This window comes from Nocardioides fonticola (assembly GCF_039536805.1).
Classification (GTDB): Bacteria; Actinomycetota; Actinomycetes; order Propionibacteriales; family Nocardioidaceae; genus Nocardioides; species Nocardioides fonticola.
In genome coordinates this window covers 15,943-38,641 of sequence record NZ_BAAAZH010000021.1, presented here as the reverse complement: position 1 = coordinate 38,641, position 22,699 = coordinate 15,943, and the positions used below count along the sequence as shown (strand labels likewise).

Genomic DNA, 22,699 nt, shown 5'->3' with positions numbered 1-22,699 from the left:
AGCTGACTCGCCGAAGGATCCCTCTTGGCCGCGCGCACCGCCCCTGGTAACAACCCACGACGCATCTCGTTCGCGAAGATCACCGAGCCGCTCGAGCTCCCGCAGCTCCTCTCCCTGCAGACCGCCAGTTTCGACTGGCTGATCGGCAACGACCGCTGGGCCGCCGAGGTCGAGCGCCGTCGCTCCGAGGGTGAGGACGTCTCCGACAAGTCCGGTCTGCAGGAGATCTTCGAGGAGATCTCCCCGATCGAGGACTTCTCCGAGACCATGTCGCTCTCCTTCGAGAACCCGGTCTTCTACGACCCGAAGTACACCGTGGAGGAGTGCAAGGAGAAGGACTTCACCTACTCCGCCCCCCTCTACGTCTCCGCCGAGTTCACCAACAACGACACCGGCGAGATCAAGGGCCAGACGGTCTTCATGGGCGACTTCCCGCTCATGACCGACAAGGGCACCTTCGTCATCAACGGCACCGAGCGCGTCGTCGTCTCCCAGCTGGTCCGCAGCCCGGGCGTCTACTTCGAGCGCACCGCCGACAAGACCTCCGACAAGGACATCTACACCGCCAAGCTCATCCCGAGCCGTGGCGCGTGGCTGGAGTTCGAGATCGACAAGCGCGACATGGTCGGCGTCCGCCTCGACCGCAAGCGCAAGCAGAACGTCACCGTGCTGCTCAAGGCCCTCGGCTGGACCAACGAGCAGATCCGCGAGGAGTTCGGCGAGTACGAGTCGATGATGCTGACCCTGGAGAAGGACCACACCCAGGGCCAGGACGACGCGCTGCTCGACATCTACCGCAAGCTGCGCCCGGGCGAGCCGCCCACGCGCGAGGCCGCGCAGACGCTGCTGAACAACTACTACTTCAACCCCAAGCGCTACGACCTCGCCAAGGTCGGTCGCCACAAGATCAACAAGAAGCTGGGCCTGGCCCAGCCCTTCGACCAGCAGACGCTGACCGTCGACGACATCGTCGCGGCGATCAAGTACATCGTGGCGCTGCACGACGGTCGCGAGGAGCTGCCCCTGGCGGCCGCCGAGGCCGTCGACGCGATGCACCCGATCCTGGCCGACGACATCGACCACTTCGGCAACCGTCGCATCCGCACGGTGGGCGAGCTGATCCAGAACCAGCTCCGCACGGGTCTGGCCCGCATGGAGCGTGTCGTCCGCGAGCGCATGACGACCCAGGACGTCGAGGCCATCACGCCGCAGTCCCTGATCAACATCCGCCCGGTCGTCGCGGCGCTGAAGGAGTTCTTCGGCACCTCGCAGCTCTCGCAGTTCATGGACCAGACCAACCCGATCGCGGGTCTGACGCACAAGCGTCGCCTCAACGCGCTCGGCCCCGGTGGTCTCTCCCGCGACCGCGCCGGCATGGAGGTCCGCGACGTCCACCCGTCGCACTACGGCCGCATGTGCCCCATCGAGACCCCCGAAGGCCCGAACATCGGTCTGATCGGCTCGCTGGCCTCCTTCGGTCGCATCAACCCGTTCGGCTTCATCGAGACCCCGTACCGCAAGGTCGAGGCCGGTCGGGTCACCGACCAGATCGACTACCTCACCGCCGACGACGAGGACCGCTTCGTCATCGCGCAGGCCAACGCGGTCGTCGACGAGCAGGGCAACTTCACCGACGAGCGGGTGCTGGTGCGCCAGCGCGACGGCGAGGTCTCCGAGGTCCCGGCCGACGAGGTCGACTACATCGACGTCTCGCCGCGCCAGATGGTCTCGGTGGCCACCGCCCTCATCCCGTTCCTCGAGCACGACGACGCCAACCGCGCGCTCATGGGCGCGAACATGCAGCGTCAGGCCGTCCCGCTCATCACGAGCGACAGCCCGCTGGTCGGCACCGGCATCGAGTACCGCGCCGCGGTCGACGCCGGCGACGTCGTCGTCGCCCACACCGCCGGTGTGGTCAAGTCGGTCTCGGCCGACGTCGTGGAGACGATGAACGACGACGGCACGTACTCCTCCTACCGCCTGGCGAAGTTCCGCCGGTCGAACCAGGGCACGTGCATCAACCAGCGTCCGCTGGTCAGCGAGGGCGACCGTCTCGAGGTCGGTTCGCCGATCGCCGACGGCCCGTGCACCGACGACGCCGAGATCGCCCTGGGCACCAACCTGCTCGTGGCGTTCATGCCGTGGCAGGGTCACAACTACGAGGACGCCATCATCCTCAGCCAGCGCCTGGTGCAGGAGGACATCCTCACCTCGATCCACATCGAGGAGCACGAGGTCGACGCCCGCGACACCAAGCTGGGCCCCGAGGAGATCACCCGGGACATCCCGAACGTCTCCGAGGAGATGCTGGCCGACCTCGACGAGCGCGGCATCATCCGCATCGGCGCCGAGGTCACCACCGGTGACATCCTCGTCGGCAAGGTGACCCCCAAGGGCGAGACCGAGCTGACCCCCGAGGAGCGCCTGCTCCGCGCGATCTTCGGTGAGAAGGCGCGCGAGGTGCGCGACACCTCGATGAAGGTCCCCCACGGCGAGTCCGGCACCGTCATCGGCGTCCGGGTCTTCGACCGCGAGGACGGCGACGAGCTGCCGCCGGGCGTCAACCAGCTGGTGCGCGTCTACGTGGCGCAGAAGCGCAAGATCTCGGTGGGCGACAAGCTCGCCGGCCGCCACGGCAACAAGGGTGTCATCGCCAAGATCCTCCCCATCGAGGACATGCCGTTCATGGAGGACGGCACCCCGGTCGACGTGATCCTCAACCCGCTGGGCGTGCCGCGACGCATGAACATCGGCCAGATCCTCGAGCTGCACCTGGGCTGGCTGGCCAAGCAGGGCTGGGACCTCAACCTCAGCGGCGACCCGAACGACGCCGAGTGGAAGCAGCGCCTCATCAAGATCGGTGCCGACAAGGCCGCCCCCGACACCAAGGTGGCGACCCCGGTCTTCGACGGCGCCCGCGAGGACGAGCTCACCGGTCTGCTCGGTGCGACCATCCCGAACCGCGACGGCGTCCGCGTCGTCGGCGAGGACGGCAAGGCCCGGCTCTTCGACGGTCGCTCCGGCGAGCCGTTCCCGGACCCGGTCTCGGTCGGCTACATGTACATCCTCAAGCTGCACCACCTGGTGGACGACAAGATCCACGCCCGCAGCACCGGCCCGTACTCGATGATCACCCAGCAGCCGCTGGGCGGTAAGGCGCAGTTCGGTGGCCAGCGCTTCGGTGAGATGGAGGTGTGGGCGATGGAGGCCTACGGCGCCGCCTACGCCCTGCAGGAGCTGCTCACCATCAAGTCCGACGACGTCCCCGGACGCGTCAAGGTCTACGAGGCCATCGTCAAGGGCGAGAACATCCCCGACTCGGGCATCCCCGAGTCGTTCAAGGTGCTCGTCAAGGAGATGCAGTCGCTCTGCCTGAACGTGGAGGTCCTCTCCCAGGACGGTTCGAGCATCGAGCTGCGCGACGCGGAGGAGGACGTCTTCCGCGCCGCCGAGGAGCTCGGCATCGACCTGTCCCGCCGCGAGCCCAGCTCGGTCGAAGAGGTCTGATCACCCCCCGAAGTTCTCATCGCTTCGCTCGAGAACTTCGCCGGGACCCCGATCCGGTGGCTGATGCCGCCGGGTCGGGGGATCGGATCACACAGCCTTTGAACTCTCAGAACTAACCGAAGGACTCAAGCCACCGTGCTCGACGTGAACTTCTTCGACCAGCTCCGCATCGGTCTCGCCACCGCTGACGACATCCGTCAGTGGAGCCACGGCGAGGTCAAGAAGCCGGAGACCATCAACTACCGCACCCTCAAGCCCGAGCGCGACGGCCTCTTCTGCGAGAAGATCTTCGGCCCCACGCGGGACTGGGAGTGCTACTGCGGCAAGTACAAGCGCGTGCGCTTCAAGGGCATCATCTGCGAGCGCTGCGGCGTCGAGGTGACCCGCTCCAAGGTGCGCCGCGAGCGGATGGGCCACATCGAGCTCGCCGCCCCGGTCACCCACATCTGGTACTTCAAGGGTGTGCCCAGCCGGCTGGGCTACCTGCTCGACCTGGCCCCGAAGGACCTCGAGAAGGTCATCTACTTCGCGGCCTACATGATCACCTCCGTCGACGAGGACGCGCGTCACCGCGACCTCTCGATGCTCGAGGGCAAGGTCGGCCTGGAGCGCGAGCGCCTCGAGCGTCGTCGCGACCAGGCGGTCGAGGACCGTGCCAAGAAGCTCGAGGAGGACCTCGCCGCCCTCGAGGCCGAGGGCGCCAAGGCCGACGCCCGTCGCAAGGTGCGCGACGCCGCCGAGCGGGAGATGAAGCAGCTGCGCGACCGTTCGCAGCGCGAGATCGACCGTCTCGAGGAGGTCTGGGACACCTTCAAGAGCCTCAAGGTCCAAGACCTCATGGGCGATGAGCTCCTCTACCGCGAGATGAAGAACTGGTTCGGCAAGTACTTCGAGGGCCACATGGGCGCCACGGCGATCCAGAAGCGCCTCCAGGACTTCGACATCGCCGCCGAGGTCGAGAGCCTGCGCGAGACCATCGCGACCGGCAAGGGCCAGAAGAAGGTCCGGGCGCTCAAGCGCCTCAAGGTCGTCGACGCCTTCCGCAAGACCGGCAACGAGCCGCAGGGCATGGTGCTGGACGCCGTCCCGGTCATCCCGCCGGACCTGCGCCCGATGGTGCAGCTCGACGGTGGCCGCTTCGCGACCTCCGACCTCAACGACCTCTACCGCCGCGTCATCAACCGGAACAACCGCCTCAAGCGGCTGCTCGACCTCGGCGCGCCGGAGATCATCGTCAACAACGAGAAGCGGATGCTCCAGGAGGCCGTCGACTCGCTGTTCGACAACGGCCGCCGTGGTCGCCCCGTCACCGGCCCGGGCAACCGGCCGCTGAAGTCGCTCTCCGACATGCTCAAGGGCAAGCAGGGTCGCTTCCGTCAGAACCTGCTCGGCAAGCGCGTCGACTACTCGGGTCGTTCGGTCATCGTCTCCGGCCCGCAGCTGAAGCTGCACCAGTGCGGTCTGCCCAAGCAGATGGCGCTGGAGCTGTTCAAGCCGTTCGTGATGAAGCGCCTCGTCGACCTCTCGCACGCGCAGAACATCAAGTCGGCCAAGCGCATGGTCGAGCGCGCCCGTCCGGTCGTGTGGGATGTCCTCGAAGAGGTCATCACCGAGCACCCGGTGCTGCTCAACCGTGCTCCCACCCTGCACCGTCTGGGCATCCAGGCCTTCGAGCCGCAGCTCATCGAGGGCAAGGCCATCCAGATCCACCCGCTCGTCTGCACCGCGTTCAACGCGGACTTCGACGGCGACCAGATGGCCGTCCACCTGCCCCTGTCGGCGGAGGCCCAGGCCGAGGCGCGCATCCTGATGCTCTCGACCAACAACATCCTCAAGCCGTCCGACGGCCGCCCGGTGACGATGCCGACCCAGGACATGATCGTGGGTCTGTTCTTCCTCACCACCGCGCGCGAGGGTGCTCCGGGCGAGGGCCGGGCGTTCTCCTCGCAGGCCGAGGCCATCATGGCCTTCGACCGCGGCGAGATCAGCGTCCAGACCAACATCAAGGTGCGCCTCGACGGCGAGCTCGTCGAGACCACCCTGGGTCGCACGCTCTTCAACGACACGCTCCCCGCGGACTACCCGTTCGTGAACTACGCGGTCGGCAAGAAGCAGCTCGGCGCCATCGTCAACGACCTCGCCGAGCGTTACGGCAAGGTCGAGGTCGCCGCCTCGCTCGACGCGCTGAAGGACGCCGGCTTCCGCTGGGCGACCTTCTCCGGCGTCACCGTCTCCATCGACGACGTCACCACGCCGGCCGACAAGGCCGAGATCCTGTCGGGCTACGAGAAGCAGGCCGCCAAGATCCAGAAGGACTACGAGCGTGGTCTGATGACGGAGGAGGAGCGCCGCCAGGAGCTCGTCGAGATCTGGACCGACGCCAGCCGCAAGGTCGGTGAGGCCATGGAGAAGGCCTACGACCGCGCCAACCCGATCTTCATGATGGTCGACTCGGGTGCGTCCGGAAACATGAACCAGATCCGTCAGGTCGGCGCCATGCGAGGCCTGGTGGCCAACCCGAAGGGCGAGATCATCCCGCGTCCGATCAAGGCCAACTTCCGTGAGGGCCTCTCGGTGCTGGAGTACTTCATCTCGACCCACGGTGCCCGCAAGGGTCTGGCCGACACCGCGCTGCGGACGGCCGACTCCGGCTACCTGACCCGTCGTCTGGTCGACGTGTCGCAGGACGTCATCATCCGTGAGGACGACTGCGGCACCGAGCGTGGCCTGCCCAAGCGCATCGCGGTGCGTCAGGAGGACGGCTCGGTCGTCAAGTACGAGAACGTCGAGACCGCCGCGTACGCGCGTTCGGCCGCCGTCGACGTCGTCCACCCGAAGACGGGCGAGGTGCTGGCCGTGGCCGGCGAGGACCTCGGCGACGTCAAGATCGCCGAGCTCATCGAGGCCGAGATCGAGGAGGTCAAGGTCCGCTCGGTCCTGACCTGCGAGGCTCGCACCGGTACCTGCGCGAAGTGCTACGGCCGCTCGCTGGCCACCGGCAAGCTGGTCGACATCGGCGAGGCCGTCGGCATCATCGCCGCCCAGTCGATCGGCGAGCCCGGCACGCAGCTGACCATGCGTACCTTCCACACCGGTGGTGTGGCCTCGGCCGACGACATCACCCAGGGTCTGCCCCGTGTGGTCGAGCTCTTCGAGGCTCGCTCGCCGAAGGGTCGTACCCCGATCTCGGAGGCCGCCGGTCGCGTCACCATCGAGGAGACCGACAAGGCCCGCAAGGTCCTGGTCACCCCGGACGACGGCTCGGAGGTCCAGGAGTACCCGGTCTCCAAGCGTGCGCGCCTGCTGGTCGCCGACGGCGACCACATCGAGGTCGGCCAGAAGATCACGGTCGGTACCGAGGACCCCCAGGACGTCCTGCGCATCCTCGGCGTGCGTCGCGCCCAGGAGCACCTGGTCGACGAGGTGCAGAACGTGTACCGGTCGCAGGGTGTGTCGATCCACGACAAGCACATCGAGATCATCGTGCGGCAGATGCTGCGTCGCGTGACGGTCATCGAGTCCGGTGACACCAACCTGCTGCCCTCCGACCTCGTGGACCGTGTGATCTTCGAGGAGGAGAACCGTCGGGTCGTCTCCGAGGGCGGCAAGCCGGCCTCGGGTCGTCCGGTGCTCATGGGCATCACGAAGGCCTCGCTGGCGACCGAGTCGTGGCTCTCGGCGGCCTCCTTCCAGGAGACCACCCGCGTGCTCACCGACGCCGCCATCAACGGCCGCTCCGACAGCCTGCGCGGTCTGAAGGAGAACGTGATCATCGGCAAGCTGATCCCGGCGGGCACCGGCCTCGAGCGGTACCGCAACATCCGGGTCGAGCCCACCGAGGAGGCGCGCGCCGCGGCGTACGCCGTCACGGGCTACGACAGCTACGACTACGAGTTCGGCACGGCCGGCCAGGCCGTCGCCCTGGACGACTTCGACTTCGGTTCGTACCAGAGCTGACGTCGGGGAAGTCCCTCGAGCAGTCCCACTGACGGGGCGGCGACCTGCGGGTCGCCGCCCCGTCGGCGTTCCCCGGTGGTGCTCGTCGGTGGTCGAGGAGCGAGGAGCGCCAGCGACGAGCCGCGAGGCCCGGTGAGCCGGACGTCCGTCGGCACGGGTGGGCGTTCGGGTGCGGGCACTTCGAGGCTCGCTTCGCTCGCACCTCAGTGACCGGGCGGGCTCGCTTCGCTCGCGCCTCGACCGCTCGCTCCGGCTCCGCTGCAGCCGGGTCACGGGTGCCGGAACGGTCAGGAGATTCTCAGGACGAGTCCGACAACATCGTCGGGCCGCCGTCCGTCTGAGGGTCGACGAGGGCGAGAGGCGCCCTCGCAGACCGAGGAGAACCACCTCATGTCCACCCTGTTCCCGACCGTGTCCCGCCCCGTGCGCTTCCTGGCCGCAGGAGTGACCGCCGCGGGACTCACCGCCGCTGCCGCGACCTCGGCGACCTCCGTGCTCTCGCCCGCCCAGGCCGCCCCCGCGGGGGCCTCGAGCGCCGCCTCGTCGGTCGCCGCCTGCGGCAACGACGACGTGACGGCGTCCTACCGCGTCACCGACGCCGGGATGAGCCACGTCTACGGCCGTCTCGTGCTCACCAACACCAGTGCCGGCGCCTGCTCCATCCACGGCTACGGCGGCCTGTCCTACGTGGGCGGCGGCGACGGCACCCAGATCGGCGCCGCGGCCGACCGGACGCCGGGCAAGGTCCGCACCGTCGTGCTCGCCTCGGGCGAGAAGGCCGTGAGCGTCGTGGAGGAGACGAGCACCGGACCGTACTCGAAGAAGAAGTGCCGGCCGACGAAGGTCGACGGGTTCCGCGTCTACGTGCCCGGCGCCACCGCCTCGCAGTTCGTGAAGCACCGCACCACCGGGTGCCGCAACGACGCGGTGCACCTGCTGGCGCACAAGCCGTTCCGCAAGGTCGTCGGCCACTGACACCGGGCACGCCGGTCGGGGTTCGGTGACCGGTGTCAGAATGGCCACGTGACACCGGTGACATCGACCTCGACCGACGTGCTGGTGGTCGGTGCCGGCCCGGCGGGCTCGGCGGCCGCCGCCTGGGCCGCCCGCGGCGGCGCCGACGTGGTACTGGCCGATGCCGCGGTCTTCCCGCGCGACAAGACCTGCGGCGACGGTCTGACGCCCCGGGCCGTGCATGAGCTCGGACGCCTCGGCCTCGAGGACTGGCTGCGGGCCCACACCGTCAACCAGGGCCTGCGGGCCCACGGCTTCGGCCAGACCCTGCTGCTGCCCTGGCCGGGCGGCACGCTGCCGGAGTGGGGCAGCGCCGTGGCCCGCACCGAGCTCGACGACCACCTGCGCACCACCGCCATCAAGTCCGGCGCCACCGCCCACGACGGCCTGCGAGCGGTCGACGTGCGCATGAAGGCGGGACGGGTCGAGGCCGTCGTCTTCGAACAGCGCGCCGAGGGCCGCCGTGGCAAGGACGCCGAGACCGTCGAGATCGCCTGCCGACGCCTCGTGGTCGCCGACGGCGTCCGCTCCCCGCTCGGCAAGGTCCTCGGCCGGGAGTGGCACCGCGACACCGTCTACGGGGTCGCCGGCCGCTCCTACGTCACCTCCACGATGAGCGACGACCCCTGGATCAGCTCGCACCTCGAGCTGCGCGGCGAGGACGGCGAGATCCTCTCCGGCTACGGCTGGATCTTCCCGCTCGGCACCGGCGAGGTGAACCTCGGTGTCGGCACGCTGGCCACGGCCAAGCGCCCGGCCGACATCGCCGTCCGGCCGCTCATGCAGCACTACGCCGACCAGCGCCGCGAGGAGTTCGGCCTCTCCGGGGAGCTGCGGGCGCCCGCGTCCGCGCTGCTGCCGATGGGCGGAGCGGTCTCCGGGGTCTCCGGCCCCAACTGGGCGCTCATCGGCGACGCCGCCGGCTGCGTGAACCCGCTCAACGGCGAGGGCATCGACTACGGCCTCGAGACCGGCCGCATGATCGCCGAGCTGATGACCTCCCAGCCGACCCGGGAGCTCGACGAGATCTGGCCGGCCCTGCTGCGCGAGCACTACGGCGAGTCGTTCTCCATCGCCCGTCGATTGGCCGGCCTGGTCACGGTGCCCGGCCTGCTGGCGACCCTCGGACCGGCCGGCATGCGCTCGGACCTCCTGATGACCCTCGCCCTGCGCTGGATGGGCAACCTGGTCACCGACGCCGACCGCGACCGTGCGGCCCGGGTGTGGCGATGGGCCGGACGCCGGTCGATCGCCCGCGACGCCCGTCCGCCGTTCGCCTAGGCCGCGCGGTCCGGATCGCAGCGCGCCCATGGCCCCTCCCGAACGCTGGTACCACCGCAGCATCCGTGCGGGGGAGCGGCTCTTCGACCGGTTGCACCTCGATCTGCGCATCGAGGGCGCGCGGGCGGTGCCCGTGCACGGCCCCGTGGTGCTCGCCAGCACGCACTCCTCCTTCCTCGACTTCCTCTTCGTCGGGCAGGCCGGTCTGACGCGCGGGCGCTACGTCCGCTTCCTCACCCGCCACGACATCTGGAACGCGCCGGTCGTGCGCACGGCGATGGACGCGATGCGCCACGTGCCGGTCGACCGCGCGGCACCGGCCGCCGCCTACCTGCGGGCACGTCGGCTGCTGCGTGAGGGCGAGGCCGTCGGCATCTTCCCCGAGGGCGGCGTGGCCTTCTCCTCCACGGTGCGCCATCTGATGCCGGGTGCGGTCGCGCTGGCCCGCGAGACGGGCGCCCCGATCGTGCCGGTGGCGCTGTGGGGCGGCAACCGGATCTGGGCGGCCGGGCCGAAGGTCGAGGGTCGGCTGCCCCGCCCCGACCTCACACCGGGACGCCGCGTCGACGTCCTGGTGGGGGAGTCCTTCATCGTCGCCCCGGACGCCGACGTCCGCGCGACCACGACGCATCTCGGTCATGTGCTGACCGGCATGCTCGAGCGTCTGCAGTCGACCGAGCACCACCGGCCCGCACCGGGGGAGCACGCGTGGTGGTACCCGGCGCACCTCGGCGGCCACGCGCCCGACCCGGTGATCAGCGCCACCACGCTGGAGGACCTGCCCTTCGGTGCCGTGCCGCCGACCTGGGGTCCGTGGCCGATAGCCTGACGGCATGGCAACGGCACCCCGGGCGCAGCGCCTCGCGGCGTACGTCGTCGTGGTGCGCGACCACCAGGTGCTGCTGTGCCGGCTCTCCGAGCGCGTCGCCGACACCGAGCTGTGGACCCTGCCCGGGGGCGGCGTCGAGCACGGTGAGCACCCCCGCGACGCCGTCGTGCGCGAGGTCTACGAGGAGACCGGCCTCCAGGTCAGCGTCGGCGAGACCGCCCGGGTGCACTCGGTGCACCAGCAGAACTTCGAGCGCGACGGGCTGTGGGACTACCACTCCGTGCGACTGGTCTACGACGGTCACGTCGCCGCCGACGCCCCGGCTCCGCGGGTCGTCGAGGTCGACGGCACGACGGCCGAGGCGCGCTGGATCTCGCTCACCGACGTCGTCGCGGGCCGGGTGCCGCTCGTGCCGCTGGCCCGCGAGGAGCTGCGGGCCTACGAGCCGGTGCAGGTGCAGCGCCTGACGGCGTCCGCGCTGGCGGTGCGCGGCACCGGGGAGGACGCCGAGGTGCTGCTCACCCGCATCTCCGCGCTCGGCGCCCACCCCGGACGCTGGACCCTGCCCGGCGGCGGCGTCGACCACGGCGAGACGCCGGCCGCGACGGTGGCACGCGAACTCGCCGAGGAGACCGGGCTGACCGGCGAGGTCGGGGCACTGGTCACCGTCGCCGACACGCACTTCCACGGCACCGCGCCCAGCGGGCGCCACGAGGACTACCACGCCGTGCAGCTGGTCTTCGCAGTCAGGCTGCCCGACGACGCCGTGCCCGAGGTCGTCGAGCAGGGCGGCACGACCGACGCCGCCGCGTGGGTGCGGGTGGGTGCGATCGAGTCCGGTGCGATCGAGGTCGCCGACGTCGTCACCGTCGCGCTGGCCGCCGACGGACGCCAGCCCTCGACCTAGGCCTCGGCCTAGGCCTGGGCCCCGACCTCGGCGACCGCGACCTCGCAGAGGTCCTGCTCGGGGTGCTCGGCGTCGTTGCGCACCCAGTAGGAGGAGACGGTGAAGGCGCGCTCGACGCCGCCGACCGTGGCGAAGACGCGCAGCATGCCGTTCTCGGGCAGCGGCACGGGCCCGAGCAGGCCGGTCACCGGGTCGCGCACCAGGTCGTCGCTGTCGACGTGGTCGTCGACCAGGCCCTCGCCGCTGATGGTCTCGACGTAGAGCGAGGAGTCCTCGGTGCCCGGCGCGAGGGCCAACGAGGGGGTCGTCGTGGGGTCGGCGGCGCAGGCGAGCGTCATGGTCCCCAGGCCGGGCAGGTCGATCGTGCGGGTGTCGTTGCCTGCGGCGTCCGCGTCGCCGTGCCAGGTCAGCTGCGGTCGCTGGGAGAGGTCGGTGCGCAGGGTGGCGTCCATGCGGCACGACTGCCAGTCACGGGGGTGCCGGAAGCCGGTCCACCACCAGGTGAGCTCGAGGGACGTCGTCGGCGGCACGGCCATCGATGCGCCGGCCCGGTTGCGGGCCGGTCGCTGGCTGATGACGCCGTGCAGGTAGCCCGACTGCCAGTCCTCGATGGTGGCCTGCTGGTTGAGGCCCTCATGCGTCACCGGACCGGTGCCCCCGCGCCCGGTGTCGGTGGCCGTGGCGAACCGGTAGACCCGCGCCGTCTTCACCGAGACGACCGGGCGGTCGTCCTTGCTCTCGTACTTCGCCATCCACAGCTGGGTCTCGGCGGTGCGGTCGGTGGGCCGCAGTCGCACGAGGGTGCTGTCGGGGCGGCACACCAAGGTGAGGGTGCCGATGCCCGGGACGACGGCCGAGCGCTGCATGACGCGTCGGCGGCGGTCGCCGTCCCACGACAGCGTGACCTGCTGGGTGAGGACGCCGTCGTCGGTGCGCGCGACCGTGCCCGCAGCGAGCGAGGACGGCGCTGTCAGCAGGCTCGCCGGTGCGGTGAGGAGCAGCAGGAGCGGCAGCAGGGACGCCGCCCGCGCGGGCGTCCTCACCGTGCCGGCGCGGCGGGCGCCTCGGTCGCGGCACCCGCTGTCGGCGTGGCGGCGGCGCGGACGATGACCGGCGTGGCCGTGCCGTCGAGCCAGGCCAGTTCGGTCGCGCGGGTCGCGGCGTCCAGGCCGACCAGGCCGGCGGCCTGGGCGCGGGCCGGGGCGTGCTGGACGGCGTCGGTGAGGAAGGCCTGCACCTCGCCGCGGTCGAGCGAGCGGGTGGTGGTGCTGAGCAGCAGCGGGGAGCTCAGCGGGTAGGCGCCGCTGGTGACGGTGGCGTCGCTGGGGAACACGCAGTCCCCGGCGCCGGGCGCGGTGATCTCGAAGGCGCGCAGCTGGTCGGCGAAGAGCCGGTAGTAGCTGTAGCGGAAGATCCCGAGCCGTCCGGTGAGGGCGGCGACCCGCCGCGCGGCCGCCGAGGCGTCGCGCACCGCGACCGTGGCCCGGTCGCGGGCGGTCTCATAGCGGGTCAGGCGCGCGACGGCCGAGCGGACGGCGGCCGCGGCGGCGTCGGCACGAGCGGCGTCGGCGGCCTGTTGGGCGGCGGGACGTCCGGTGCGGATGCCCTTGGCCACCTCGGCCAGGGCGATGCGCTGCTCGGCGCGTGCGTCGGCGAGCACCTGCCGCTGGCCGCGGGCCTGGTCGGCCCACTGCGCCTGGGTGCGCTGCCGGTCGCGGAGCGAGGCTGCGAGGGTCGCGTCGCGGGTGCTGCCCACCAGGAAGGTGCGGTCGGCGTCGGCGCCGTCGGGAGCGGCGACGTAGTCCGAGCGCACCGTCGCAGCCGACGGCGCAGCGCTGCCGAGCACGAGCCGGCTGAGGGTCGCGAAGCTGCTGGCGTCGACGGCCGGGCCGCCCACGCGCAGGGCGACGTCGTCGAAGCCGCCGCCGAGCTGGCTCCAGCGCATGTAGGGCGAGCCCGCGCGGTAGAGATCGCGCACCTGGTCGGTGCCCAGGCAGTCGCCGCCCACGTCGGTGCCGCCGCGGGTCGCGAGCACGAGGGCGTCGGCGCCGAGGCGGAAGGTCACCACGTCGAGCCCGACGGCCTGGCAGGCCGCCAGCTCATCGGCGGTGAGCGGACGCGTCGTGGAGACGACGTCCGCCGTGCCGGCGCACAGGGCGGCGACGCCGGCGTCCTCGCCGGCGAACGACGTCTCGATGCGGTCGGTCGAGGCGCCGCGGCGGTACGCGGCGACGCTGGCCGGGGTGAGCAGGTCGCCTCCGGTGGCGCCCGCGCCGACGACCGTCACGGTGCCGGCGACCGGCTGGGGCAGCGCGTCGAGGGCGGCGGTGCGCCGGGCGTCGTCCGCGCTGCTGCGTGCGGCCTGCTGCTGCTGGGCGGCGGCCACGAGGGTGCGGGCGTCGGTGTCGGGAGCGTCGGCGTCGCCGGCCTGCTGGGCACCGCAGGCGGCCAGCCCGCTCAGGGCGGCCACCGCGGTCAGGACGCCGACGGAGCGGGCGAGCCGCGAGCCGGTGCGCGGGCCGGAGTGGGGTCGGGTGGACGTCATCGGGTGGCCTCCGCGTCGGGCGTGGCTGCGGTCGGGTCGCCGGCACGGTGCCGGGTGCCGAGGGTGACGACCTCGAAGTCCGAGAGGTGCAGCCCCTGGAGTTCGTTGCCGCTCAGCAGGCCGGAGGTGACCCCGGCCTGGGCGTAGAGCGTCGGCACGGTGGCGCGGTCGACGACGATCGCGCCGTAGGTGCGCAGGGCCGCGACGATCGCGTCGGCGAGGCGCTGCTGCTGGGCGGTGAGCCGGATCCGCTCGCCGGTGCGCGGGTCGCGCGGCACCGGGATGGTGACGTCGGCGCGCAGCCGGATGCGAGCACCCTCGGGCAGGGAGCGGGCGCTGCCGGTGCCGTCGGTGCTCGATGCGGGCTCGACGTAGCTGCCGGCGGCCGGTCCGGGCACGCTGATGGCCAGCGCGTGGTCGATCAGGCCGTTCTGGAGCTCTCCGGGGCGGATCAGGCCGGCCGCGAGCGGCAGGCCGGAGCCGCGCGCCGAGGTCTGGCCCGGCTCGCCGTACCCGGGCCCGGAGAGGTCCCACGTGCGCAGGTACTGGTAGCTGAGGGTGCCGTCGTCCTCGCGGCGCGCGCGCCACAGGTCGTAGGCGGTGGTGCCGTCGTCGTCGAGCACGGTGAACCAGCCGTCGTAGCGCGGGTCGGGGTCGACGTCGGCGGGCACGTCGAGGGTCAGCGGATGCGCCTGATCGCCGTCGCCGCACACCAGCTGGCGGCACACGACCTGGGTCGGCTCCCCGCCCTGCACGACCGGGACGGTCCATGCGGAGGTGTTGATGTAGAGCGGGTCGTCGGCCACGACGGTCTCGGTGCGGACGACGCCGGCCCGCTCGACGACCCCGACCGAGCGCTGCGCGAGGCGCAGCATGCTGGCGGAGTCGGGGTCGACCGGCAGGGCGTCGACGCGGGAGTTCCAGGGCGAGTCGGCGCTGAACAGCGGCGCCTCGACGGTCGGCAGCCCGGACTCGCCGGACGCGCCGGCCGAGGCGGCGGCCGGGGTCAGGTCGTCGGCGGGGGTGCGGCCGGACGGCGCGTCGCTGCCGCAGGCGGTGAGCCCGGTCAGGGCGAGCAGGCCCAGGCCGCCGGCGATCAGCCGGGTACGGCGGGTCATGCCGGCGCCTCGGTGCCCGGGAGGTCGGTGCTGCCGCTGCGGAAGGTGTGCAACCGCTGGAGGTGGGCGTCGAGCGCCTCGACGCCGCGCAGCACGGCCTCCCCGACGGCTTCGAGCCCGGCCTCGGCGTCGGCGGCCGGGGTGGACGCCTCGGGTGCGATCGTCGCGCGCGCGGCGGCGAGGATCGCGTGCGACTCCCGGCGCGCGTAGAGGCGGATCAGCTCGGCGTCGAGCTCGGCCTGGGCCGTCAGCAGCTCGCAGCGCCGCGCCGCCTCGGCCTCCATGGCGGCCAGGTGCTCACGGGCCGCGGCCTCGGCGGCGTGCAGCTTGGTGATGAGCGAGGCGGCGACGGCCTCGACGGTCATCTGGAGGAAGGGGACCTCGTGGTCGGTGGCGACGCCGAGGTCGGTGACGATCGGCTCCACCGCCTGGACGGGCTCGACGACCTCGACGGGCTCGGGGAGCTCGGCAGCGGCGTCCTCGGCCCCCGGGGCCGCGGAGGGCACGGCGGGAGGGACGGCGGCCGTCGGCTCGGCCTGCTGTGCCGGGCCCGGGGTCTGGCCCGGGGTCTGGCCCAGGGGCTGGCCCAGGGGCTGGCCCAGTGCCGGGTCGGGCGTCGGGTCGGGGGTCGGGAACGGCACGCGTCCGGACAGGCCCGAGCCGAGGAGCGACTCCACGCTCGGCGCGGGTGCGAACTGCGGGTGCTGCTGCTGGTCGGTCATGAGGTGGCTCCGGCGGTCGATGCGGTCGAGGCGGCGTCGGCCGCGGTGGTGTCGAGGACGGGTGCGTCGTCGGGGCGCACGTAGGTGGCGGGGACGCCGACCAGCACGTAGCGGTCGGTGGTCATCACCGGGACGAGCGCCGGGTCGGTGCCGGCGGCGGCCGCGGGGTAGAGGCGGCTGAGCAGGTCGCGCGAGGTGTCGCGGCTGAGCAGCAGGAGGTCGACGTGGCCGGCCGGGTCGTGCGCGGCAGCCGACCAGGCCGCGTCGCCGGCGTCGACGCGGTCGTCGAACAGGTCGGGCCGACCCGTCAGCAGCATGACGCCGAAGGTCTGGGCGTTGTCGGTGAGGATCGAGCCGCGCCGGGTGACGTGCGCCCGGATCCAGGCGGCCATCTCCTGCTCGTCGGCGATGCCGACGGCGGCACCGGACATCGCGGTCGCGCCCTCCTGATCGCCGTCGGTGACGGCGGCGACCGCGACCGACTCGAGGTCCTGGTAAGGGTAGGTGCGCATGGTGTGGAAGGTCCACGGGATGCTGACGAGCAGCGCCGCGACCAGTCCGCCGGCCACCAGCCGGCCCTGCTCCTCCAGTGCGCGGGCCAGCCAGACGCCGCCGACCACGGCCAGCAGCAGGACGGCGACGGCGTTGCGCAGGTGCAGCGGCTCGTCGGTCAGGTGCAGCCAAGCCGCGACCGCAGGCGCGGCGATCGCGACGGCGAGCATGCCGGCCAGACCGAGGGCCAGCGCGTTGCGGCGCGCGACGCCGACCACCACGAGGGCGGGCAGGACCACGAGGGCGAGCGGGGCGCCGTCCACGACGAGGCGCAGGGTGGCTCCGAGGATCTCGCCGGCCGGGAGGCCGGTGCTCTGGTGCTGCCCGGTCACCCAGGCGATCGGGTCGCCGAGCAGCAGCAGGTTGAACGCCGTCCAGAGAGCCACGACGTAGACCGCGGGCGTCGCGAAGCCGACGGTGGTGCCCTCGACCTCGTCGCTGCCTGCGCCGAGCCGGCCGAGCACGCCGGCGACCAGGGCGACCCCGATGCCGAAGAAGGCGAGCGTGCCGTAGCCGGTGAGGGTGCCGACCGCGAAGCACAGGCCCGCGATCATCACGAAGCGGACGTCGGCGGTGACGTACCAGGCGACGAGGGCCCCGATGCCGGCGACGGCGAAGGAGAGCCAGACGAACTCGCGCGCACCCGAGGCGGCGTACCAGACGACCAGCGGGTTGGCGCCGAGCGCCAGCAGGACGCCGGCGCGCAGCGGCGCGGGCAGGAGCGCCCGCCGCAGCAGGGTGTTGAGGCTCGTCATCGTGCCCGCGGCGAAGAGCGCCGAGGCGAGCGGGACGACCCACAGCGACCGCGCGAGCGCCGGGACGACGGTGAGCGGTGCGAGCAGCAGCGTCGAGAGCGGCGCGTGGTCGAAGCCGACCGCGGCCAGCTTGGGCGGGTCGTTGTGCCAGACCATGAGGGTGCGGTTGAGGCGATCGAGCGCCTCGAAGCCCACGACGTGGCGCTGCACGACCAGCCAGCCGCCGATCGCGGTGTAGGCGAGGGCGAAGAGCGCGAACACCGCGGCGCTCTCCCACGGCCGGCGCTCGATGTCGGAGGGACGGCGTCCGACGGCCTGGACCGCCTGCGCCTCGCGGTCGCGGCGGCGGATCGGCTGGGGCATCACCTCGGTCATGCCGCGACCTCGCCCTCGTGTCCGGCGTCGAGGCCGTGCTCGGTCTTCTCCCAGTAGAACGGGTTCGTGAACAACTGCAGGAAGCCCTTCCAGCAGGCCCAGCTCATCAGGCCCCAGTAGATCGGGGACATGAGAGCCGTGCGGGTGATGCCGAACTGGCCGCGCTGCAGGCTGCCGGCGACGTTGAGGTAGGTGAAGACGAAGTTGCCGACGACGAGCATCGCGCTGGCGGCGTAGAAGACGACGCCGGGGAAGAGCTGCTCGATGAAGCCGGCGCGGGTGAGCGCGTACATCGTCGTCAGCGTCCAGAAGATCGGGTTCATCAGCAGCACGAAGGCACTGCCGAGGGTGAGGTTGAAGCTCACGAAGTCGCGGACGCCGATCTCGCCGATCAGGCGCAGCGGGTGCCGCATGTGCACCAGCCAGGTCTGCAGGTAGCCCTTGTTCCAGCGGCTGCGCTGCCGGATCCAGTTGCCCACCTGGGAGTTGGCCTCCTCCAGGGTGATCGAGTCGATCATCGCGGTGCGGTAGCCCTCGCGGTGCAGCCGCAGCCCCAGGTCGGCGTCCTCGGTGACGTTGAAGGGGTCCCAGGCGCCGAGCTCGCGCAGTGTCGCCGTGACGAAGTGGTTGGAGGTGCCGCCCAGCGGGATCGGCGCCTCGGCGGCACCCATCGCGGGCAGCACGAGCTCGAAGTGCATCGAGTACTCGCCGGCGAACCAGGCGGTGAGCAGGTTCTGGTCCTGGTTGAAGAAGTTGAGCTTCGCCTGCACGCACGCGACGTTGCCGGGCGCGTTGCGGAAGGCCACGATCGCCTTCTTCAGCTGGTCGGGGTCGGGCCGGTCCTCGGCGTCGAAGATGACGCAGTAGCGGCCGGTCGCCAGCTGGAGGCCGTAGTTGCAGGCCTTCGGCTTGGTCTTGGGCTGGCTGTCGGGGACGACGACCAGGTGGAAGTGCGGCGGCAGGTCGAGGGACTCGATGACCTCGATGGTCTCGACGTCGTCCTCCTCGCACAGCAGCTTCACGTCCAGGCGGGTGCGCGGGTAGTCGAGGTCGTCGATGTCGCGCACAAGCCGGCGCACGATGCCGGCCTCCTTGTAGAGCGGCACGAGGATCGTGTACATGGGCAGGTCGCGGTCGTCGAGCGCGGCGACCTCGGCGTCGGTGACGTCGGTCTCCAGCGAGGCGCCGAGCGCCCGCAGGGTCAGTCGCAGCCGGTAGACCGAGACCGCCAGGTAGAGCAGGCTGGCCGCGCCGACGAGGCCGACCATCGTGGCGCCGGGCCGCACGACCGCGCACACCACGACGGCGAGCAGGACGGCGATCAGCCCGGCCTTCTGCGCGGTGGTGATGACGACGTGCGCCGACATCTGCGGCTGGGTGCGCATCAGGTGCTGGGTGGCCAGGTCGGCGTAGTGGTCGCGGTGCACGCGCTGGAGCAGCTGGTCGATCTCGCGGCGGTCGGCCAGCAGTTGGCGCACCGACCGGCCGATCGACTCCTCGACCCGCAGCAGGTCCTCGTCGTCCAACGGACGCGCGACCGCGAGCAGGACGACGCCGTCCGCCTCGGCGATCGGGACCGCCTGCAGGCGCCGGGCGAGCCGCTCGGGCAGGCGCTGCGCGATCGCGGCGTCGGGCGTGTAGCCGCGCAGGCTCACGCGCTGGAGCTGGTGGAGCTGGGAGAGCGCGGCGACGAGGTACTCCTCGGCGAGGGCGCGGTGGGCCACGAGGATGTCGCCGACGGCGTCGCCGGTGCGCAGGTGCTCGACGAGGGCGGCCTCGACCTGCTCCTCGGTGACCGCCTCCGCGGCGAGCAGCAAGGTGACCAGACGGGTGCCCTCGGGGTCGGGGGTCGCGTGGACGACGGCGGGCGCCTCGGGCGCCTCGGCCGGCGCCGTCACGGTGCGCAGGCGGGTACGGACGTCGTCCCCGGGCAGGAGCGAGGTCATCGGCCGGCACCCGACCCGAACTCGCCGCGCGGCGAACCCGCGGGTGCCAGGACGGCGGCCGTCGAGCCGCCGGCCGCGGGTGCGGCGGCGGGCCGTCCGCGTCGGCCGCCGCGCGTGGCGGCGTACCCGGCGAAGGTCGCGCCGAGGGCGATGAGCGGGGCGATGAGGAACCCGATGAACATCACGACGAACATCGCCAGCGTCACCACGACCCGGGCCATGCTGACCGCCATCGACCGTTCACGTCCGCTCGCGGACCTGCCCTGCACCGTCACGCTCGTGCCTCTCCCTCGTCGGCGCGCGGCCTCCCCGCCGCGCTCGCCTCGACGATTCAAAGCGGGAGGCGGAGACAGGGTGGGAACAGCAGCTCCACCGTTTGGCAACAAGGCGCGCGTCGGCGTGCGGAGCGGTCCGATCGGCCCCCGGCGCATGGCCCGTCCGGGTGGTGCTCAGCCCTCCCAGCGGCCGGTGCGCAGCCAGCCGGCGGCCTCCCGGCCGTAGCCGGACGGCGTCCCGTCGAGGCCGGTGGTGAGCGACATCGGGTCGTCGGTGGCCGACCAGACCCACAGCAGTGCCCCCGATCCGTGGTCGGCGGCCCAGCCCAGCACCCGCGGCACGAAGTCGCCCGCGGCCGGGTCGGTGGCCCCGACCTCCCCGAGCAGCAGCGGAGCCTGCGCGGCCACCGGCGCCCACTCGGCGTCCCAGCAGGACTCGTCGGCGCAGCGCTTGAAGTCGTAGGCGTGCACGGCGGCGACGAGCTGGTCGTCGTCGGGTCGGTGCTCGAGCCAGCCGCGCAGGTCGTTCGCGTAGTCGAGGCCGCCGAGCACGATCGGCTGCCGGGCGCCGGCGTCGCGGATCGCGGCGACCACCGCGGCCATGCCCACCGCCGGGTAGGTGGCGTTGGTCGGGGCCTCCCGGTCGTCGCGCACCGGCGGGGTGCACCCGCCGTCGCGCCAGCACGACCAGGTGAGCTCGAAGACCAGGCGGCCGGCGGCGTCGTAGCGGGCGTAGGGCTCGTTGAAGGCGTCGAAGAGCACCGAGGGGTCGTTCGCGTAGGCGGCGGCGACCTGCGACCAGAACCGCAGGCTGTCGGCGTCGGGCATCGCCACGTTGCCGAACTCCTGCTGCCCCTCGCGCTTGCGGCTCTGGAGGTCGAGCACGACCGCCATCCCGCGGGCGTGCAGCGCCGTGACGAAGGCCGCCACCTCGGCCCGATAGCCCTCGGGGGTGCGGGCGGACCCGTCGGCGGCGATGCCCGCGGGCGCTCCGCGGGTGCCCAGCCAGCAGTCCTGGTTGAGCGGGAGCCGGACGGCGTCGATGCCGGCGGCGGCCAGCAGCGCGGCCTGCGCGGCGGCCGGATCGGTGCCGCGGCCCTCCAGCGGGGAGTAGCCCCAGCCCTGGGCGCACGCGTACTCGAAGCCGCTCCAGTTCACCCCGCGCGGCAGCCACGGCTGCCCGGTGCGGGCGTCGAGCAGGCGGGCGCCGTCGACCACCGGTTGCGGGGCCGGGCCCTCGGGGCGTGCGGACGCCGTCGTATCGCCGCCGGTGCTCGGCGGGTCGTCGGCTCCGCCGCCGCAGGCGGCGAGCAGGAGGAGGACCGCCACCGCCAGTGCCGCGGCCGGTCGGGACACGCGGCCTGTTCCGCGCACGGCCGATCGTCCCGCCGCCGCGGTGCCGCGTCGTCCCCCGCCCAGCCTCACACCGAGCAGCGTACGGACGGCCTCCCTCGACGGGTCGCTGCGGACTACTGTCGGCCGCGTGACCGCACCGACCACCGAGACCGTGTTCACCTACGCCGCGCCCGCGCTGAAGTTCGGGTCGGGCGCCAGCGCCGAGATCGGCCACGACCTGCGCGGCTACGGTGCGCGGCGCGTGCTGCTGGTGACCGACCCCGGCGTCGCCGCCACCGGGCACCCGGCGCGCATCGCCGAGCAGATCGCCGGCTACGACATCGAGGTCGTCGTCTTCGACGGCGTCCACGTCGAGCCGACCGACGCCTCGATGGAGCACGCCATCGGTTTCGCCCGCGACGCCGGTCCGTTCGACGCCATCGTGGCGGTCGGCGGCGGGTCGGCCATCGACACCGCCAAGGCCGTCAACCTGCTCACCACCAACCCCGGCGACCTGATGGACTACCTGAACGCGCCGGTCGGGCGGGCGCTCGCGCCGGTCAACCGGCTGCTGCCGCTGGTCGCCGTCCCGACAACCACGGGCACGGGCTCGGAGAGCACCACCATCTGCGTGCTCGACGTGCTCTCGCTGAAGGTGAAGACCGGCATCAGCCACCAGGCGCTGCGTCCGACCCTCGCGGTCGTCGACCCGCAGCTCACCCTCGGCCAGCCGGCGCTCGTGACCGCGGCGGCCGGGATGGACATCCTCTGCCACGCCCTGGAGAGCTACACCGCCAAGTGGTACGGCGACTTCGACGCCAAGCGACCCGAGCAGCGGGTGCCCTACTGCGGCTCCAACCCGATCGCCGACCTGTGGTCGGAGAAGGCGATGAGCCTGCTCGCCGGCGCCTTCCGGCAGGCCGTGGCCGACGGCACCGACATGCTGGCGCGCGAGCAGATGGCGCTCGCCGCCACCTTCGCCGGCCTGGGCTTCGGCAACGCCGGCGTCCACATCCCGCACGCCAACGCCTACCCGATCGCCGGCCGGGTGCGCGACTACCGGCCCGCCGGCTACCCGCAGGACGAGGCGATCGTGCCGCACGGCATGGCCGTCTCGCTCACCGCGCCCGAGGCGTTCCGCTTCACCTTCGACGCCGCTCCCGAGCGCCACCTCACCGCCGCGCGCCTGCTCGACCCGGCCGGCGCCGACGCCGCCCGCGGCGACGACGCGCTGCCCGACGTCCTGCGCCGTCTCATGCGCGACATCGGCATCCCCAACGGTCTGGCGGAGGTCGGCTACAGCTCCAGCGACGTCGACGACCTCGTCGAGGGATCGCTCAAGCAGCAGCGCCTGCTCGCCACCGCCCCCAAGACCCCCGCCGACGCCGATCTGGCCCGGATCTTCGCGGATTCGCTCGAGCACTGGTGAGCCGCGTTCGCTTGTAACGCGGAGTTACGGTCACTGAGCACCCTTCAGGAGGGGTGGGAAGTTCCCCTAACTCCGCGTTACAGCTGCGCCGTCCCCGACGCAAGATCCGTCACACCGGACGCCGGCCGGAGGCCGACCAGCGGGATGGGACA

The 22,699-nt window shown here is 72.2% G+C and carries 15 protein-coding genes; 7 read left to right on the top strand and 8 right to left on the bottom strand.

Annotated elements, in window-relative coordinates; all coding sequences use genetic code 11:
• Window positions 1-24 precede the first annotated feature (24 nt).
• The 6 genes from rpoB to ABD671_RS14465 all read left to right on the top strand — a co-directional run bounded on the left by rpoB (window position 25) and on the right by ABD671_RS14465 (window position 11,495).
• Entirely contained in the window at window positions 25-3,507 is a 3,483-nt protein-coding gene (rpoB, locus tag ABD671_RS14490) for a DNA-directed RNA polymerase subunit beta (protein WP_344734133.1), read from the top strand.
• Between the two features lie 135 nt (window positions 3,508-3,642).
• Complete coding sequence (locus ABD671_RS14485) at window positions 3,643-7,464, top strand: DNA-directed RNA polymerase subunit beta' (protein ID WP_344734132.1); 3,822 nt, start codon at window positions 3,643-3,645, stop codon at window positions 7,462-7,464.
• A 390-nt stretch (window positions 7,465-7,854) separates the two neighbouring features.
• A complete protein-coding gene (locus tag ABD671_RS14480; protein WP_344734131.1) occupies window positions 7,855-8,439 on the top strand; it encodes a DUF4232 domain-containing protein in 585 nt (194 codons plus the stop codon).
• 48 nt (window positions 8,440-8,487) lie between these two features.
• Window positions 8,488-9,759: a geranylgeranyl reductase family protein gene (locus ABD671_RS14475; protein WP_344734130.1), complete on the top strand. Its 1,272-nt coding sequence runs from the start codon at window positions 8,488-8,490 to the stop codon at window positions 9,757-9,759.
• 28 nt (window positions 9,760-9,787) lie between these two features.
• Window positions 9,788-10,588, top strand: a complete 801-nt coding sequence (locus ABD671_RS14470; RefSeq protein ID WP_344734129.1) for a lysophospholipid acyltransferase family protein — start codon at window positions 9,788-9,790, stop codon at window positions 10,586-10,588.
• Window positions 10,589-10,592: 4 nt separating this feature from the next.
• Window positions 10,593-11,495 (top strand): NUDIX hydrolase, encoded by a 903-nt coding sequence (locus ABD671_RS14465; RefSeq protein ID WP_344734128.1) that lies wholly within the window; start codon window positions 10,593-10,595, stop codon window positions 11,493-11,495.
• An 8-nt stretch (window positions 11,496-11,503) separates the two neighbouring features.
• On the opposite strand, the gene ABD671_RS14460 is transcribed toward ABD671_RS14465, so the two are convergent.
• The 8 genes from ABD671_RS14460 to ABD671_RS14425 all read right to left on the bottom strand — a co-directional run bounded on the left by ABD671_RS14460 (window position 11,504) and on the right by ABD671_RS14425 (window position 21,139).
• Window positions 11,504-12,538: a hypothetical protein gene (locus tag ABD671_RS14460; protein WP_344734127.1), complete on the bottom strand. Its 1,035-nt coding sequence runs from the start codon at window positions 12,536-12,538 to the stop codon at window positions 11,504-11,506.
• Window positions 12,535-14,040 carry a PstS family phosphate ABC transporter substrate-binding protein gene (locus tag ABD671_RS14455; protein WP_344734126.1) on the bottom strand — a complete coding sequence of 502 codons (1,506 nt, stop codon included), beginning with the start codon at window positions 14,038-14,040 and terminating at the stop codon, window positions 12,535-12,537. The genes ABD671_RS14460 and ABD671_RS14455 overlap by 4 nt, the downstream gene beginning before the upstream one ends.
• Complete coding sequence (locus ABD671_RS14450) at window positions 14,037-15,158, bottom strand: hypothetical protein (protein WP_344734125.1); 1,122 nt, start codon at window positions 15,156-15,158, stop codon at window positions 14,037-14,039. Before ABD671_RS14450 ends, ABD671_RS14455 begins: the two co-directional genes overlap by 4 nt.
• Entirely contained in the window at window positions 15,155-15,880 is a 726-nt protein-coding gene (locus ABD671_RS14445; protein WP_344734124.1) for a hypothetical protein, read from the bottom strand. The genes ABD671_RS14450 and ABD671_RS14445 overlap by 4 nt, the downstream gene beginning before the upstream one ends.
• On the bottom strand, window positions 15,877-17,562 hold the full coding sequence (locus ABD671_RS14440) for a hypothetical protein (RefSeq protein WP_344734123.1): 1,686 nt from the start codon (window positions 17,560-17,562) through the stop codon (window positions 15,877-15,879). Before ABD671_RS14440 ends, ABD671_RS14445 begins: the two co-directional genes overlap by 4 nt.
• Window positions 17,559-19,508, bottom strand: coding sequence for a glycosyltransferase (locus tag ABD671_RS14435; RefSeq protein WP_344734122.1), 1,950 nt, complete (start codon window positions 19,506-19,508; stop codon window positions 17,559-17,561). The genes ABD671_RS14440 and ABD671_RS14435 overlap by 4 nt, the downstream gene beginning before the upstream one ends.
• Entirely contained in the window at window positions 19,505-19,741 is a 237-nt protein-coding gene (locus ABD671_RS14430; protein WP_344734121.1) for a hypothetical protein, read from the bottom strand. The genes ABD671_RS14435 and ABD671_RS14430 overlap by 4 nt, the downstream gene beginning before the upstream one ends.
• Before the next feature lie 216 nt (window positions 19,742-19,957).
• On the bottom strand, window positions 19,958-21,139 hold the full coding sequence (locus tag ABD671_RS14425; RefSeq protein ID WP_344734120.1) for a glycoside hydrolase family 5 protein: 1,182 nt from the start codon (window positions 21,137-21,139) through the stop codon (window positions 19,958-19,960).
• Window positions 21,140-21,266: 127 nt separating this feature from the next.
• Between ABD671_RS14425 and ABD671_RS14420 the strand changes: the two genes are divergently transcribed.
• A complete protein-coding gene (locus ABD671_RS14420) occupies window positions 21,267-22,547 on the top strand; it encodes a hydroxyacid-oxoacid transhydrogenase (RefSeq protein WP_344734119.1) in 1,281 nt (426 codons plus the stop codon).
• Window positions 22,548-22,699 lie beyond the last annotated feature (152 nt).